At 59.5% G+C, this 16,671-nt stretch carries 14 protein-coding genes; all 14 read left to right on the forward strand.

Translation table 11 applies throughout. The annotated features are described in order from the left end of the window. The first annotated feature begins 178 nt into the window (after positions 1-178). The gene (locus D8U60_RS07855; RefSeq protein ID WP_130899850.1) at positions 179-538 is read left to right on the forward strand and encodes a response regulator; all 360 of its coding nucleotides are present in this window, start codon (positions 179-181) and stop codon (positions 536-538) included. A 117-nt stretch (positions 539-655) separates the two neighbouring features. Continuing rightward, positions 656-1,960, forward strand: coding sequence for a glycosyltransferase (locus D8U60_RS07860; RefSeq protein ID WP_130899851.1), 1,305 nt, complete (start codon positions 656-658; stop codon positions 1,958-1,960). A 107-nt stretch (positions 1,961-2,067) separates the two neighbouring features. Further along, positions 2,068-2,799 (forward strand): phospholipase, encoded by a 732-nt coding sequence (locus tag D8U60_RS07865; RefSeq protein ID WP_347237647.1) that lies wholly within the window; start codon positions 2,068-2,070, stop codon positions 2,797-2,799. Positions 2,800-3,019: 220 nt separating this feature from the next. Beyond that, positions 3,020-3,925 carry an AraC family transcriptional regulator gene (locus tag D8U60_RS07870; RefSeq protein ID WP_130899852.1) on the forward strand — a complete coding sequence of 302 codons (906 nt, stop codon included), beginning with the start codon at positions 3,020-3,022 and terminating at the stop codon, positions 3,923-3,925. 342 nt (positions 3,926-4,267) lie between these two features. Next, positions 4,268-5,578 (forward strand): sugar ABC transporter substrate-binding protein, encoded by a 1,311-nt coding sequence (locus D8U60_RS07875; RefSeq protein ID WP_056789755.1) that lies wholly within the window; start codon positions 4,268-4,270, stop codon positions 5,576-5,578. A gap of 156 nt (positions 5,579-5,734) precedes the next feature. Then, positions 5,735-6,661 (forward strand): sugar ABC transporter permease, encoded by a 927-nt coding sequence (locus tag D8U60_RS07880; RefSeq protein WP_041480415.1) that lies wholly within the window; start codon positions 5,735-5,737, stop codon positions 6,659-6,661. Between the two features lie 8 nt (positions 6,662-6,669). After that, on the forward strand, positions 6,670-7,500 hold the full coding sequence (locus tag D8U60_RS07885; protein WP_016774872.1) for a carbohydrate ABC transporter permease: 831 nt from the start codon (positions 6,670-6,672) through the stop codon (positions 7,498-7,500). 131 nt (positions 7,501-7,631) lie between these two features. Further along, positions 7,632-8,735, forward strand: coding sequence for a sn-glycerol-3-phosphate ABC transporter ATP-binding protein UgpC (gene ugpC, locus D8U60_RS07890; RefSeq protein WP_130899853.1), 1,104 nt, complete (start codon positions 7,632-7,634; stop codon positions 8,733-8,735). Positions 8,736-8,750: 15 nt separating this feature from the next. Beyond that, positions 8,751-10,226: a mannitol dehydrogenase family protein gene (locus D8U60_RS07895; protein ID WP_130899854.1), complete on the forward strand. Its 1,476-nt coding sequence runs from the start codon at positions 8,751-8,753 to the stop codon at positions 10,224-10,226. A gap of 123 nt (positions 10,227-10,349) precedes the next feature. Further along, complete coding sequence (xylB, locus tag D8U60_RS07900; protein WP_130899855.1) at positions 10,350-11,846, forward strand: xylulokinase; 1,497 nt, start codon at positions 10,350-10,352, stop codon at positions 11,844-11,846. Positions 11,847-11,859: 13 nt separating this feature from the next. Then, positions 11,860-12,798, forward strand: coding sequence for a carbohydrate kinase (locus D8U60_RS07905; RefSeq protein ID WP_130899856.1), 939 nt, complete (start codon positions 11,860-11,862; stop codon positions 12,796-12,798). A 77-nt stretch (positions 12,799-12,875) separates the two neighbouring features. Then, positions 12,876-13,463: a lipoprotein gene (locus D8U60_RS07910; RefSeq protein ID WP_041480414.1), complete on the forward strand. Its 588-nt coding sequence runs from the start codon at positions 12,876-12,878 to the stop codon at positions 13,461-13,463. Positions 13,464-13,738: 275 nt separating this feature from the next. Further along, positions 13,739-15,793 carry a type VI secretion system tip protein VgrG gene (locus tag D8U60_RS07915; protein WP_130899857.1) on the forward strand — a complete coding sequence of 685 codons (2,055 nt, stop codon included), beginning with the start codon at positions 13,739-13,741 and terminating at the stop codon, positions 15,791-15,793. After that, on the forward strand, positions 15,784-16,650 hold the full coding sequence (locus tag D8U60_RS07920) for a DUF4123 domain-containing protein (protein WP_122611354.1): 867 nt from the start codon (positions 15,784-15,786) through the stop codon (positions 16,648-16,650). Before D8U60_RS07915 ends, D8U60_RS07920 begins: the two co-directional genes overlap by 10 nt. Positions 16,651-16,671: the final 21 nt, after the last annotated feature.

Genomic DNA, 16,671 nt, shown 5'->3' on the forward strand with positions numbered 1-16,671 from the left:
TTTCCTACGCGCGCCTGCGCATTGGACGACGCCAACGGTTATCCTTGCCGCACCGCACTGACCTGTTCTTTTTTGTATCAGCTCGGGAACTTGTGGCTATGCGCCACTTACTCATGCAAGAGTCCGGCAAAATTCGCTTGCCCGGTATCCCCCGATTTCAATTTTTGAGAGTCCTGCCATGTCTGCCAATGCCTCCACTATCCTTGTCGTAGAAGATGACGACATCGTGCGCATGCTCATCGTGGATGTGTTGGAAGAGCTGGAATACACGGTATTGGAGGCTGATGATGGCAACGCGGCACTCGAGATTCTTGCGAATCCTGGCAAAGACATCGATTTGATGATGACCGACCACGGCCTGCCTGGCATGGATGGCCGCGAACTTTCTCAAAAGGCCCGTCAGCTGCGCCCTGCTCTGCCCATCCTGTTTGCCAGCGGTTATGCCGAGACTATCGAAGTACCCGGCGACATGCATGTCATCGGCAAACCGTTTTCGATTGACCAGTTACGCGACAAGGTCAAATCCATGCTGGAATAGTCCTGCGCATCTACCGGCATTGGCTGGAACCCGAGCAATCGTGATCAACCGGCACTGGCGATGAGCACGCATCACTGTGGTTTAATTGCGCCCTTTTTACGCGCCGAGAATACAGTGATGTCCCACTCCGTTCCCACCAAAGTCCTGGTCATCGGCTACGTCTGGCCCGAGCCCCGCTCTTCGGCGGCCAGCGGGCATGTCATGCAGATTCTTGAAGCGTTCCTCGAGCAAGGCTGGGACATCACGTTCAGCAGCCCGGCCGGCCCGGGGGAACACAAGGCTGACCTGACGGCGCTGGGCATTCGCGAAGTGCCGATCGAACTCAACAACAGCAGCTTTGATACGTTCATCAGCGAGTTGGCGCCGGATATCGTGCTGTTCGATCAGTTCATGATGGAAGAACAGTTTGGCTGGCGGGTGGAGAAACACTGCCCGGACGCCCTGCGCATCCTGGAAACCTCCGACCTGCAAAGCCTGCGGCATGCGCGTCATCAGCGTCTGAAAGACCGGCTGAAAAGCGACGATGAGCAGACTGATTTCACTGAACTGTTCGCACCGGCATTGCACGAAGAATTCCAGCTGATGGCGAGCACCGATCTGGCCAAACGGGAAATCGCTGCGCTGTACCGGTGTGATTTGAACCTGATGATTTCCGAAGTCGAGATCGACCTGCTGGTGGAGGAATTCGGCCTGCCTCGGCAAATCCTGCATTGGTGTCCGTTGATGATTGATCTTCCGGACACCACCGCGCCAGGTTTCGAAGAGCGCGCGCATTTCCTCAGCATTGGCAACTTCCGTCACGCGCCAAACTGGGATGCCGTGCTCTGGATGAAGACCACGCTCTGGCCGCTGATCCGCGCGCGCTTGCCTCGCGCGCAACTGCATATCTATGGCGCCTATACGCCGCCCAAAGCCACCGCATTGCACAACCCGGCCCAAGGCTTTCACATCATGGACTGGGCCGAAGATGCGCTTGAAGTGATGTCCGCAGCGCGGGTCTGCCTCGCGCCATTGCGCTTTGGCGCGGGAATCAAGGGCAAACTTGTCGATGCCATGCTCTGTGGCACGCCAAGCGTGACGACACCGATCGGCGCCGAAGCCATGCACGGCGATGCTCCTTGGCCGGGAGCCGTTGCCCTGGACGCAAATACCTTCGCCGAACAGGCCGTGCAACTGTACGAAGATCCAGCGCGCTGGCAGCAGGCGCAGATTCAGGCTTCGGCACTTTTGCAGCAACGTTATCAGCGCAGCGTACATGGCCCGCGTCTGATCAACCGGATAGATGATTGCCGACAACACTTGGCACAACTTAGAAACGACAATTTCACCGGCGCCATGCTGCGACATCACACACTCAAAAGCACTCAATACATGGCTCAATGGATCGAAGCGAAAAACCAGTTGAATCCAACAGAGCGTTGATTACATCAATTACATGACTTGCATTAAAAGCGAACTTTCGCAATAACGCGAACATGCCTATAAACATCCTGCGCGCAACTAATCAACCACTTCGCAGGATATGCAACATGGAAAACTTCGACGATATACCAACCCATCAATGGATGGCTGATTCACCACAAATCGATAATCTTTCGTTATTCGAAATGACCCTGCCCGGCGCGCACAACGCCGGCTGTGACTGGGAAGCTTCTTATGCCCTGATTCCCGGTAAAAACTGGCTTGCCTGTCAGGACGTTTCGTTTTATTCGCAGTTGAATCGCGGCGCTCGCGCACTTGATGTACGCCTTGTTTACAACAGCAAGGCGAAACAACTGGCGAGATTCCGTTTCCAGCACAATGGATTCAACTCTTCGCGAACGCTTGAAGACCTGATCAGAGACCTCAAGGGGTTTTATGAAAGAAGCCCGAACGAGTTTATCGTTCTGGACTTTCATGAACTTTCCAACGCTACAGATCCATTCAACCATGAGGAATTCAGAACAGCTTTGCTGGAGCACCTTGGGGAACGGATCATTCCCACCGAAAATCTGCATCTGACAATTGGCCAACTCAAAGCCATCGATCCATTGCAGCGCATTATGGTAGCTGCGCCGATGACCTGGGAAACCCTGGACTTCCGCTTTTATAGCCAGATCAATCACAAGTGGATCGGCAAATCACAGGTCAGCACCTCGGATCTTTATGGCTATATAGACAACGTACTGAGCACACCTGTCAGTACGCGCCGCCCGTGGTCGCTGTCGGCAACCAGTTACACACTCGGCGGCCCACAGCGAATCCTCGACAGTCTTGACTAGTGGTTCGACCCGGAAAAATCCGATTGGGCGCGCAAGTGCAACATCATCAATTTCGACTTCATCAAGAATTCGAACATCGTGCGCTTCTGCCAAATGGCCAACTTGCAAAAGGCCCGCGACAAGCTCAGCTGAGCGGTCTCCAGGGACGGCCGGTCGGAAGTGGCACAAATGGCAAAAAACGAGGCATGATCGCGCAGCGATAATAAAAAAGTGCCTCGTCATGACCCGAACCGCTCGCGTGACCGACCCTTCCTACGAGTTGATGGACGACCATAACGGCTTGTCCATCATCTACCGCCAGCACGGCTTCCCCTGCCCGCTGGTGCGCTGGCATTTCCACAAGGAATACGAACTGCACCTGATCGTTGCCAGTTCCGGCAAAGTGTTCATCGGCGATTACATCGGCAATTTCTATCCGGAAACCCTGTTTCTGACCGGTCCCAACCTGCCGCACAACTGGATCAGCCAGGTCGCTGAAGATGAAGTGGTGGAGAAGCGCGACATGCTGGTCAACTTCACCGACGAACTGTTCGAGAGCGGCCACCAGGTGTTCGCTGAGCTGAAATCCCTGGCGCCACTGCTTGAGCGCGCGCAGTACGGCATCGAATTTCGCTGCAAGCGCACGATTCGTCAGGCCATGACGCTTATGCAGCGGATCGCCGACAGCACTGGCATCACCCGCCTCGGGCATTTTTTCATCCTGATGGAATTGCTTGCGGCCAGTGAGGATTACCAGTTGCTGTCCGGTGCCACCACCCCGCAACTGGCCGACGAACACAACATCGACCGCACCAACCGCGCGGTCGATTACATCTTCAGCCATTACGCCCGGGACATTTCACTGGAAGAAGTGGCCGAGCACCTGGGCATGACGCCGACCTATTTCAGCCGGGTATTCAAACAGGCCACCGGACGCAACTTCATTGAATTCGTCAACCGCCTGCGCATCAGCAAATCCTGTGAGCTGCTGGCCGACGGCGACAAACCGGTGACCGAGGTGTGCTTCGAGTCGGGCTTCAACAATATTTCCAACTTCAATCGACGCTTTCAGCAACTCAAGGGCATGACGCCGTCGCACTATCGACGGCTGGCGGTGCAGCGGCTGACTGAACAGAACCATCTCTGACGACACGCCACCTGTGGGAGCGAGCCTGCTCGCGAAAGCGGTCTGTCAGTGAAAAATCCTGTGGCTGACACACCATCTTCGCGAGCAGGCTCGCTCCCACAAAAAACCGTGCCCCGGCTGGCGAAATCTGTACGCATTCGCTAACGGTCCCTCGCGCAAAACCCCTTCCCTGCGTTCCCCCGCCCAAACCCCAGTGCAAAAAAGTATCAACAAAAGTGCTAGGGATGATTTGTCAGCCCCGCCGTGGAAGGCTGTAATCAGCGCAGATTCTTCCTGCATTCGGAAGACACAAAAACAATAACTGTCCTTCTGCCCCGTCGGGTGCCAGAAAAGGAGTGCACGATGCAACCCACTGCAAAAGCTCTGCTCGCTCTCACCTGCATGACCCTCAGCAGCGTCAGCCTTGGCGCCCAGACCCTGACCATCGCCACCGTCAACAACAGCGACATGATCCGCATGCAGAAACTCTCGAAAACCTTCGAGAGCGAGCATCCGGACATCAAGCTCAATTGGGTGGTGCTGGAAGAAAACGTCCTGCGCCAGCGCCTGACCACCGACATCGCCACTCAGGGCGGCCAGTTCGACGTGTTGACCATCGGCATGTACGAAGCCGCACTCTGGGGCGGCAAGGGTTGGCTGGAGCCGATGAAGGACCTGCCGGCCAGTTACGCCCTCGACGATGTCTTTCCGTCGGTGCGCGAAGGCCTGTCGGTGAAGGGTTCGCTGTATGCGCTGCCGTTTTACGCGGAGAGTTCGATCACCTATTACCGCACCGACCTGTTCAAGGAAGCCGGGCTGACCATGCCGGAGCGGCCGACCTGGGAAGAGATCGCCGGGTTTGCCGAAAAGCTCACCCACAAAGACAAGGAGCAGTACGGCATCTGCCTGCGCGGCAAGGCCGGCTGGGGTGAGAACATGGCGCTGGTCACCACGGTCGCCAATGCTTATGGCGCACGCTGGTTCGATGAGCAGTGGAAACCGGAATTCAGCGGCCCCGAATGGAAAAATGCGCTGAATTTCTACGTCAACACCATGAAGAAATCCGGCCCGCCGGGCGCGTCGAGCAACGGTTTCAACGAAAACCTCGCCTTGTTCAACAGCGGCAAATGCGCGATCTGGGTCGACGCCAGCGTCGCCGGCTCGTTCGTTACCGACAAGACCCAGAGCAAGGTCGCCGATCACGTCGGTTTCACCTTCGCCCCGCATCAGGTCACGGATAAAGGCTCGGCGTGGCTGTATTCGTGGGCGCTGGCGATTCCGACCAGCTCCAAGGCCAAGGACGCAGCAAAAACCTTCAGCGCCTGGGCCACGTCCAAAGAGTACGGCGAACTGGTTGCCAAGACCGATGGCATCGCCAACGTGCCGCCGGGCACCCGCGCTTCGACCTACAGCGATGCGTACATGAGCGCCGCGCCGTTTGCCAAAGTGACGCTGGAATCGCTGAAAGCCGCTGACCCGAGCAAACCGACGCTGAAACCGGTGCCTTACATCGGCATTCAACTGGTGACCATTCCTGAATTCCAGGCAGTCGGCACCCAGGTCGGCAAGCTGTTCTCGGCAGCGCTGATCGGCCAGACCACGGTGGATCAGGCGCTGGCGGCGGCGCAGCAGACCACGGAACGCGAGATGAAGCGCGCGGGTTATCCCAAGTAAGCGCTGAACGACTTGCTCCTGCCTCTTGTGGGAGCGAGCCTGCTCGCGAAGGCGTCGTGTCAGCCAACACACATGACACTGACCCAGCGCTTTCGCGAGCAGGCTCGCTCCCACATGGGGATCTCCATAGGTCTGTATGACTCGGTTGTGAATGCCATGAATACTTCAACTGCCAAAGCCCACATCGACCTGTCGCCACCGCAGCGCAAGCTGCGGGTGCGCAATCCCGGCTGGTTTCTGGTCAGCCCTTCGGTGGCGCTGTTGCTGCTGTGGATGATCGTGCCGCTGGGCATGACCCTGTACTTTTCGATGATCCGCTACAACCTGCTCTACCCCGGCGAGAACGAATTCGTCGGGCTTGAGAACTTCACTTACTTCCTCACCGATTCGGGCTTCATGCCCGGCGCGACCAATACGTTGTTGCTGGTCGGCAGCGTGCTGCTGATCAGTGTGGTCTTCGGTGTGTTGATCAGCGCGTTGCTGGAGGCCAGCGAATTCCTTGGTCGCGGCCTGGTGCGGGTGATGCTGATCTCGCCGTTCTTCATCATGCCCACCGTCGGCGCGTTGATCTGGAAGAACCTGATTTTCCACCCGGTCTCGGGGATCCTCGCCTACATCTGGAAGCTGTTCGGTGCGCAACCGGTAGACTGGCTGGCGCACTATCCGCTGCTGTCGATCATCATCATTGTTTCGTGGCAATGGCTGCCCTTCGCGATCCTGATTCTGATGACCGCCATGCAGTCGCTGGATCAGGAACAGAAAGAAGCTGCACGCTTGGACGGTGCCGGCCCGATCGCGATCTTCTGGCACCTGACCCTGCCGCACCTGGCGCGGCCGATTGCTGTGGTGGTGATGATCGAAACGATCTTCCTGCTCTCGGTGTTCGCCGAAATCTTCACCACCACCAACGGCGGCCCCGGCTACGCCTCGACCAACCTCGCCTACCTGATCTACAACCAGGCGCTGGTGCAGTTCGATGTCGGCATGGCTTCGGCCGGCGGTTTGATTGCCGTGGTCATCGCCAACATCGCCGCGATCATTCTGGTGCGGATGATCGGCAAAAACCTGACTGACAAAGCGTGAGGCCTGCCATGACCCTTCAACAATCCCGCCGCCTGCAAAGCCTGCTGCTCGGCACCCTGGCCTGGGCCATCGCGATCGTGATTTTCTTCCCGATCTTCTGGATGGTGATGACCAGTTTCAAGAGCGAAATCGACGCCTTCGCCACGCCGCCGCAGTTCATCTTCACGCCAACGCTGGAGAACTACCTGCACATCAACGAGCGCAGCGATTACTTCAGCTTCGCCTGGAACTCGGTGGTGATCTCGTTCAGCGCCACGGCCCTGTGCCTGTTGATCGCGGTGCCGGCGGCCTACTCGATGGCGTTCTATGAAACCCAGCGCACCAAAGGCACGCTGCTGTGGATGCTCTCGACCAAGATGCTGCCGCCGGTGGGCGTGCTGATGCCGATCTACCTGCTGGCCAAGAGTTTCGGCCTGCTCGACACGCGCATTGCGCTGATCGTGATCTACACGCTGATCAACCTGCCGATCGTGGTCTGGATGGTTTACACCTACTTCAAGGACATCCCCAAAGACATCCTCGAAGCCGCCCGCCTCGACGGTGCGACGCTGTGGCAGGAAATGGTCCGCGTGCTGCTGCCGATCGCCAAGGGCGGCCTCGCCTCGACCGTGCTGCTGTCGCTGATCCTGTGCTGGAACGAGGCGTTCTGGTCGCTGAACCTGACCTCTTCGAATGCCGCACCACTGACCGCGTTGATCGCCTCGTATTCAAGCCCCGAAGGGTTGTTCTGGGCCAAGTTGTCGGCGGTCTCGACCCTGGCCTGTGCGCCGATTCTGATCTTTGGCTGGATCAGCCAGAAACAACTGGTGCGCGGCCTCTCGTTCGGTGCCGTGAAGTGAACTGAAAAGCAAAAGATCGCAGCCTTCGGCAGCTCCTACATGGAATGTCGAATCGGTTTAAATCTCCTGTAGGAGCTGCCGCAGGCTGCGATCTTTTGATCTTGAAAAACAACAATGCGGAGGCCCATCTCATGGCCAACCTGAAAATCAATAATCTGCAAAAAGGCTTCGAAGGCTTTTCCATCATCAAGGGCATCGACCTTGAAGTGAACGACAAGGAATTCGTGGTCTTCGTCGGCCCGTCGGGCTGCGGCAAATCCACCCTGCTGCGCCTGATCGCCGGCCTTGAAGAGGTCAGCGGCGGCACCATCGAACTCGATGGCCGCGACATCACTGAAGTCAGCCCGGCCAAGCGCGATCTGGCGATGGTGTTCCAGACCTACGCGCTGTACCCGCACATGACGGTGAAAAAGAACATGTCGTTCGCCCTCGATCTGGCCGGCGTGCCGAAAGCCGAGGTCGAGCGCAAGGTTGGCGAAGCGGCGCGCATTCTCGAGCTCGGGCCGATGCTTGAGCGCAAACCCAAACAGCTGTCTGGCGGTCAGCGTCAGCGCGTGGCGATCGGCCGTGCCATCGTGCGCAACCCGAAGATTTTCCTCTTCGATGAACCGCTGTCGAACCTCGACGCGGCGTTGCGCGTACAGATGCGTCTGGAGTTGCTGCGCCTGCATAAAGACCTGCAAGCGACGATGATCTATGTGACCCACGACCAGGTCGAAGCGATGACCATGGCCGACAAAGTCGTGGTGCTCAATGGCGGCAAGATCGAGCAGGTCGGCTCGCCGCTGGACCTGTATCACAACCCGGCCAATCTGTTTGTCGCAGGCTTTCTCGGCACGCCGAAAATGGGTTTCCTCAAAGGCAAGATTGCCCGCATCGACGGCGCCAGCTGCGAAGTTTCGCTGGACGCCGGCACGCGCATCACCCTGCCGTTCAACGCCGCCAACCTCAGTGTCGGCAGCGCAGTCACATTGGGCATTCGCCCCGAACACCTGGAGCTGGCGCAACCTGGCGACTGCACGCTGCAGGTGACTGCCGATGTCAGCGAACGCCTTGGCAGCGACACCTTCTGCCACGTCACCACCAGCGCCGGTGAAGCCCTGACTATGCGCGTGCGCGGCGACCTGGCCAGCCGTTATGGCGAGCAATTGAGCCTGCGCCTGGACCCGACTCACTGTCACCTGTTCGACGCTGAAGGTGTGGCGCTGACTCGCCCACTGCGCGCTGCCGCCTGATTTCGAGACTATCCGATGAAACTCAACCAACAGAACCTCAATCGCCTCGCCGCCCAAGTGCAACTGCCGGGTTACAACCTGAGCGACACACGCCAGGGCATCGCCCACATCGGCGTCGGCGGTTTCCACCGCGCGCATCAGGCGTATTACACCGATGCCTTGATGAACACTGGCGAAGCACTGGACTGGGCAATCTGTGGCGTCGGCCTGCGACCGGAAGATCGCCGTGCCCGCGATGATCTGCGCGAGCAGGATTACCTGTTCACCCTCTTCGAACTGGGCGACAGCGACGACACCGAAGTGCGCGTCATCGGCGCGATCCGCGACATGCTGCTGGCCGAAGATGGCGCGCAAACGCTGATCGACAAACTCGCCGAACCGCAGATCCGCATCGTCTCGCTGACCATCACCGAGGGCGGTTACTGCATCGACGACAGCAACGGCGAATTCATGGCGCATCTGCCGCAGATTCAACACGACCTCGCCCATCCCGAAACGCCGGGCACCGTGTTCGGCTTCCTCTGCGCAGCGTTGGCCAAACGCCGTGCGGCGGGCGTTCCGGCATTTACTGTGATGTCCTGCGATAACCTGCCGCACAACGGCGCCGTCGCCCGTAAGGCGCTGCTGGCTTTCGCCGCCCTGCGTGATCCGGATCTGCGCGACTGGATCGACCAGAACGTCAGCTTCCCCAACGCCATGGTCGATCGCATCACGCCGATGACCAGCACCGCGCATCGCCTGCAACTGGCCGACAAACACGGCGTCGACGATGCCTGGCCGGTGGTCTGCGAACCGTTTGTGCAGTGGGTGCTGGAGGACAAATTCGTCAACGGCCGCCCGGCGTGGGAAAAGGTCGGCGTGCAGTTCACCGACGATGTGTCGCCGTACGAAGAGATGAAAATCAAACTGCTCAACGGCAGTCACCTGGCGCTGACGTATCTGGGCTTTCTCAAGGGCTATCGCTTCGTCCACGAGACCATGAACGATCCGCTGTTCGTGCGGTACATGCGCGCTTATATGGATCTGGATGTCACGCCGCAGTTGGCGCCGGTGCCGGGCATTGATCTGAGCGAATACAAGGACACGCTGGTGGCACGCTTCTCCAATCAGGCGATTGCCGATCAACTGGAGCGCGTGTGTTCGGATGGTTCGTCGAAGTTTCCCAAGTTCACCGTGCCGACGATCAATCGGCTGATTGCCGATGGCCGCGAGACCAAACGCGCGGCACTGGTCGTGGCGGCGTGGGCGTTGTATTTGAAGGGCGTGGATGAGAATGGCGATACGTATTCGATTCCGGACCCGCGAGCGGCTTTCTGCCAAAGTCTGGTAGCGGACGATGGGCTGACCACGGAGCGGTTGCTGGGTGTTGAAGAGATTTTCGGCACAGCGATACCGAAGTCGGCGGAGTTTGTTGCAGCGTTCGAGTGGTGCTGCCAGAGTTTGCGCGAAGTTGGGGTTTCGCGGACTCTGGAAAAAGTTCTCGCGACCTGATCGTTCCCACGCTCTGCGTGGGAATGCAGCCCGGGACGCTCCGCGTCCCATCAAAAGCGGACGCAGAGCGTCTATTGAGGCGTTCCCACGCAGAGCATGGGAACGAGCAGCCGTGGAGTGTTCATGACAACAACAAAGCTCTTCCTGGGTATCGACTGCGGCACCCAAGGCACCAAAGCGATTATCCTCGATGCCGGCAGCGGGCAGGTGCTCGGTCTGGGCGCGGCGCCGCACACGATGATCAGCGGCGCCAACGGCCGCCGCGAACAAGACGTCCAGCAGTGGCTCGATGCATTCGTCAGCGCCACCCGCCAGGCCTTGCAAGCGGCGAACGTCGACGGCCAGGCGATCCTCGGCGTTGGCGTCTCCGGCCAGCAACACGGCCTGGTGCTGCTCGATGAGCAAGGCGCAGTGCTGCGCCCGGCCAAGCTCTGGTGCGACACCGAAACCACCCCTGAAAACGACCGCTTGCTCGCGCAACTGGGCGGCGAGAAAGGTTCGCTGGAACGCCTCGGCGTGGTCATCGCGCCGGGCTACACGGTGTCGAAACTGCTGTGGACCAAAGAGCAGCATCCCGACGTATTCTCACGCATCGCCCGAATCCTTTTGCCCCACGACTACCTCAATTACTGGCTCACCGGCCGCGCTTGCAGCGAATACGGCGACGCCTCCGGCACCGGCTATTTCAACGTGCGCACGCGGCAATGGGATGTGCAGATCCTGCGCGACATCGACGCCAGCGGCCGTTTGCAAACCGCACTGCCGGAGCTGATCGACGCGCACGCGGCCGTCGGCACTCTCCTGCCGGCAATCGCCGAGCAACTCGGCATCAACCCCAACGCGGTGGTCTCGAGCGGCGGCGGCGACAACATGATGGGAGCGATCGGTACCGGCAATATCCAGCCCGGCGCGATCACCATGAGCCTCGGTTCGTCCGGCACGGTCTACGCCTATTCGGAGGAGCCGAGCGTCAGCGCCGATGCCTCGGTTGCCACGTTCTGCTCGTCGAGCGGCGGCTGGCTGCCGCTGATCTGCACGATGAACCTGACCAATGCCACCGGCGCCATTCGCGAACTGTTCAAGCTCGACCTGCCGACCTTCAACGAATTGGTCGCGCAATCGCCGATCGGCGCCGAAGGCGTGAGCATGCTGCCGTTCCTCAACGGTGAGCGCGTCCCCGCCCTGCCCCACGCCACCGGCAGCCTGCACGGGCTGACCATGGACAATCTGACCCAAGCCAACCTGTGCCGCGCCGCTGTCGAAGGCACCACCTTCGGTTTACGCTACGGGCTGGATTTGCTCCGCCAGAATGGTTTACAAAGCCTGCGCATTTGCCTGATCGGCGGCGGCTCGAAGAGCGCGGTGTGGCGGCAGATCGTCGCCGACATCATGAACGCTCCGGTGATCTGCACCGAACAGAGCGAAGCAGCCGCACTGGGCGCGGCGATTCAAGCGGCGTGGTGCGCGTCGCGCTCTCACGGCGATGATGTCTCCCTGGCCGAGCTGTGCGAGCGCTGCGTGAAACTCGACGCAGGCAGCGAAACCCTGCCGATCGCCGCCAATGTCGCGGCGTTCCAGCAGGCCTACGAACGCTATCAACAGCATGTCGCAACCCTATAACGAGCAAACAACTATGTACCTGGTGTGTGGCGAAGCCCTGTTTGATTTCTTCAGCGAAAACGATGCCAGTGGTCTGGCCTCGAAAGTCAATTTCAAGGCGATTGCCGGCGGCTCGCCGTTCAACGTCGCCGTCGGACTGCGCCGCTTGGGCGTGGACTCGGCGCTCTTCGGTGGGCTGTCCACCGACTACCTCGGCCGGCGTTTGCAGCAAGTCCTGCAGGACGAAGGTGTGCGCCCGGACTATCTGGTGGATTTCGCCGCGCCGACCACCCTGGCGATGGTCGCGGTAGGCGCCAATGGCTCACCGCATTACAGCTTCCGTGGCGAAGGCTGCGCCGACCGGCAACTGAGCGAGGCACATCTGCCGACGCTCGGCGACGAGGTGCGCGGCCTGCACATTGGCTCGTTTTCGCTGGTGGTGCAGCCTATTGGTGACACCTTGCTTAAGCTGGTTCAGCGCGAAAGCGGCAAACGCCTGATCAGCCTCGATCCCAACGTGCGCCTCAATCCCGAGCCGAACATCGATCTATGGCGCGAGCGCATCGTCACGCTGGTGCGCCTGGCCGATCTGATCAAAGTCAGCGACGAGGATCTGAGCCTGCTCTATCCCGAGCAGGATCCGCAAAACGTCATTGAAGGCTGGCTCGAACATCGCTGCCAGATCGTCTTCCTGACGCGCGGTGGCGACGGCGCAACGGTGTTCAGTCGCGCCCATGGCTCGTGGTCGGTGCCGGCCAATCAGATTCAGATCGCCGATACGGTAGGCGCCGGCGACACCTTCCAGGCGGCGCTGATCACCTGGCTGACGGAGCACTCGCTGGACTCCGTCGAAGGCGTGCAGCAGCTCAGTCGAGAGCAAATCGACGGCATGCTCAGGTTCGCCGTACAAGCCGCCGCACTGACCTGCAGCAAAACCGGTCCGGATTTGCCCTATCGTCATCAACTGAGCTGAGCGCGTAGACTGTCGGCCTTTTTGCGCACGACGGAAAACAGCTCTTGAATCACAGGCACATCCTCGCCCTCCTGACCATGGCCACCCTGCTGAGCGGTTGCGGCACCTCGCCGCCCCGCTCGCCGGAAGACATCTGCGCAATCTTCCGCGAGAAAAGCGACTGGTACGACGCTGCGCAAGTCACCCAGAAACGCTGGGGCGTGCCGATCCAGGTGCCGTTCGCGATCATGTATCAGGAATCCGGCTACCGCTACGACGCCAAGACGCCGCGCAAATACCTGCTCTGGGTAATTCCCTGGGGCCGCGTCTCCACCGCTTCCGGCTATGCGCAAGCCAAGGATGAAGTCTGGGCCGACTACCAGAAAAGCACCGGCCGCAACTGGGCCGATCGCGAAGATTTCGACGACGCCATCGACTTCGTCGGCTGGTACATGGACAAGACCACCTCGATCAACGGCGTGTACAAATACGACGCCTATAACCAGTACCTGAACTACCACGAAGGCTGGGGCGGCTTTCGCAACAAGACCTACGCGAGCAAAGCCTGGTTACCGCCGACCGCGCGCAAGGTGCAGAACCGTTCGGATCTGTATGCGCAGCAATATGCCGGCTGCAAGGAAGACCTCAATCGCGGGTTCTGGAGCCGGTTCTGGCATTGGTTGTAGAAGCCGTTCGCGAGCAGGCTCGCTCCCACGGGACCTTAGTGAACGCCGATTTTGTTTACACCCGAGAAACCTGTGGGAGCGGGCTTGCCCGCGTTGGCAATCTCTCAAACACCATCAAAGTCTATGAAAGGCCCGATTTCACTGACCCAAATCGCCCTCCTAAGGGTTTTCCCTATGGCATCAAGGCCCCACACCTACGCCATTTGCGCCTTGAATGAGGCCGTCTAATCCTGCAACATCCATCACCTGCTTATTCAACGGACGGAATTCAAGGCATGCTGGACGCCAATGCAACCCACATCACCCTCTCGATCGAAGACGCCAACGCCGACCTGCAAGTCCTCAGCTTCACCGGTCGCGAAGCCCTCAACGAACCGTTCCGTTTCGACCTCGAACTGGTCAGCGCCCGCCCCGACCTGAAGCTCGAAGAGCTGCTGCACAAGCGCGCCTGCCTGACGTTCGGCGCCACCGGCGAAGGCAAGATTCACGGCCAGGTCTATCGCATCGAGCAGGGCGACTCCGGCAAGACCCTGACCCGCTACAGCATCAGCCTGATGCCGCAACTGGCCTATCTGCAGCACAACCATGATCAGCAGATCTTCCAGCAACTGACGGTGCCGAAAATCATCGCCCAGGTGCTGGAAGATCGCGGCATTCTCTCTGACGCCTACAGCTTCCAGCTCGGCGCCGAGTACCCGGAGCGTGAGTATTGCGTGCAATACGACGAGTCCGACCTGCATTTCATCCAGCGCCTGTGCGAAGAAGAAGGCATTCACTTCCACTTCCAGCACAGCAGCAGCGGCCACAAACTGGTGTTCGGCGACGACCAGACTGTATTCCGCAAATTGAAACCGGTCAGCTATCAGCAGGACTCCGGCATGGCCGCCGAGAAACCGGTGATCAAGCGCTTCAACCTGCGCCTGGAAACCCGCACCACCCGCGTCAGCCGTCGCGACTACGATTTCGAAAAACCCAAGCTGCTGCCCGAAGGCGCGGTCAAATCCGAATTCGCCCCGGACCTGGAAGACTACGATTACCCCGGCCGCTTCACCACCCGCGAGCGCGGCAAGTTCCTCTCGACCCGCGCCCTCGAACGCCATCGCAGCGACTACAAACTCGCCGAAGGCAAAGGTGATGAACCGACGCTGACCAGCGGCCACTTTCTCACGCTCGCCGAACACCCGCGCGCCGAGTGGAACGACCTGTGGCTACTGCTGGAAGTCTTCCACGAAGGCAAACAACCGCAAGTGCTCGGCGAAAACGTCACCAGCGACGTCACCGACAACAAGAGCGATTTCCACCAGGGCTACCGCAACAGCTTCCTCGCCACCCCGTGGGACGCGCACTACCGCCCTGCCCTCGAACACCCGAAACCGAAAGTCCTCGGCAGCCAGACCGCCGTCGTTACGGGTCCTGCCGGTGAAGAAATCCACTGCGACCAGTACGGCCGCATCAAAGTGCAGTTCCACTGGGACCGCGACGGCCAGTCCGACGACAAAACCACCTGCTGGATGCGCATCGCCAGCGGCTGGGCCGGCGCAGCTTACGGCGGCATTGCCGTCCCGCGCATCGGCATGGAAGTCCTCGTCACCTTCCTCGAAGGCGACCCCGACCAGCCCCTCGTCACCGGCTGCCTGTACCACAAGGAAAACGTCGTCCCCTACGACCTGCCGGCCAACAAGACCCGCAGCACCTTCAAAACCCTCAGCTCCCCGGGCGGCAAGGGCTACAACGAATTCCGCATCGAAGACAAGAAAGGCGCCGAACAGATCTACATCCACGCCCAGCGCGACTGGGACGAAAACATCGAACACGACCAGAAAATCCGCGTCGGCAACGAACGCCACGACACCGTTGAAGCCAACGTATTGAGCGAGTTCAAGGTCGAAGAACATCGGATCACTCATCTGGACCGAATCAGCGAAATGCGCGCGGATGATCACCTGACGGTGGGAGTGACGCAGCATGTGAAGGTGGGGACTGGGCAGTTTGTTGAGGCCGGCAACGAAATTCATTATTACGCCGGCCAGAGAGTCGTGGTCGAAGGCGCCATGGAACTGACCGCCAAGGCTGGCGGCAGCTTCGTCAAGGTCGATGCGGGTGGCGTGACCATCAGCGGCGCTGAGGTGAAGGTCAATACCGGCGGCTCGCCCGGGGTGGGCACGCCGGCGGCGCCGTTGTTGCCGGGGCCGATGAAGGTTGTGGATGCGGATAAGGCGGGGAAAGTCCCTGTCCCGCTGCCCAAACGTCTGAATGAGTCTGGAATAACGCCGTTGTGCGGCAAGCAAAGCAACGGCGCCTGCAGCCGTAAGGATTGCACATGCATGTGAAAGCGCTCAGCGCACTCCTCGAAGCTCCACGCCATGGGTTCGTTGATTTACCGAGAGAAAGCTCTGAATCAACAGTGTGTTTCATTATTGACCCGGTTCGACAGCCTGACGCGATGAGCCGCCTTTATCGTGTTGGCGAACCGGTGGTAGATGCACAGAGCCTGTTCCTCAAAACCGCCTTCGCTGAGATCGCCGCTGACGGTCCGCTCTGGATCACCGCGCCGTGGGGCAGTCGCCTTGCGGCTGAGGCAGCAAAGCTGTGCGAGGAAAATTTCTCTGGCATTGCCATTACCACAGCTGATTCTGACAAAGCGCTCGCCCATGCGCGCTGGCTCTTGCGCGCTAATGATGGCTCTGGCGGACAAAGCCTGCTGAGCTACCACAAGCCAAGCCTGTGGGCCGCGCTGGCCTATACCGCTGGCGACAACTCCCATCAGCTGTTCGGCCCTTGGCAGCACGTATACAGCCCAGCGCCGGTTCATTTTGGGCGCAATAAAGGTCCATGGCTCAGTTGGCGCGCCGTCTCGGAAGTCGAATGGCTGGGCGATACTTCAGTGTTCAGCCTGCCGCCATCCGCGGCGAACGTTCAAGAGCATTTGGGTTGGATTTATTGGGCAGATGAACATCACGCAGATTACGGCGAGCCGAGCGATGAGCATCTGCCCAACCTTGTGGCAAACCTCAATGTGCTGGTTGCCCACAATATTTACGAAGGCCGTCACTTGCTGAAGCTGGGGTCAATCACAAATGGCCCACTGCTTGAAACACAGCCACAGGCAATGGCCATCCTGCAATCCAGGGAAGAGTCGTTCATCAAAGTACAGCAGCTGCAGCAACTCACCACCAGCGTTGCTTGATGAACCCGTCCGTTAAGAATG

Origin of the sequence: Pseudomonas sp. Sample_11, assembly GCF_004307505.1 — a bacterium.
Classification (GTDB): domain Bacteria; phylum Pseudomonadota; class Gammaproteobacteria; order Pseudomonadales; family Pseudomonadaceae; genus Aquipseudomonas; species Aquipseudomonas atacamensis.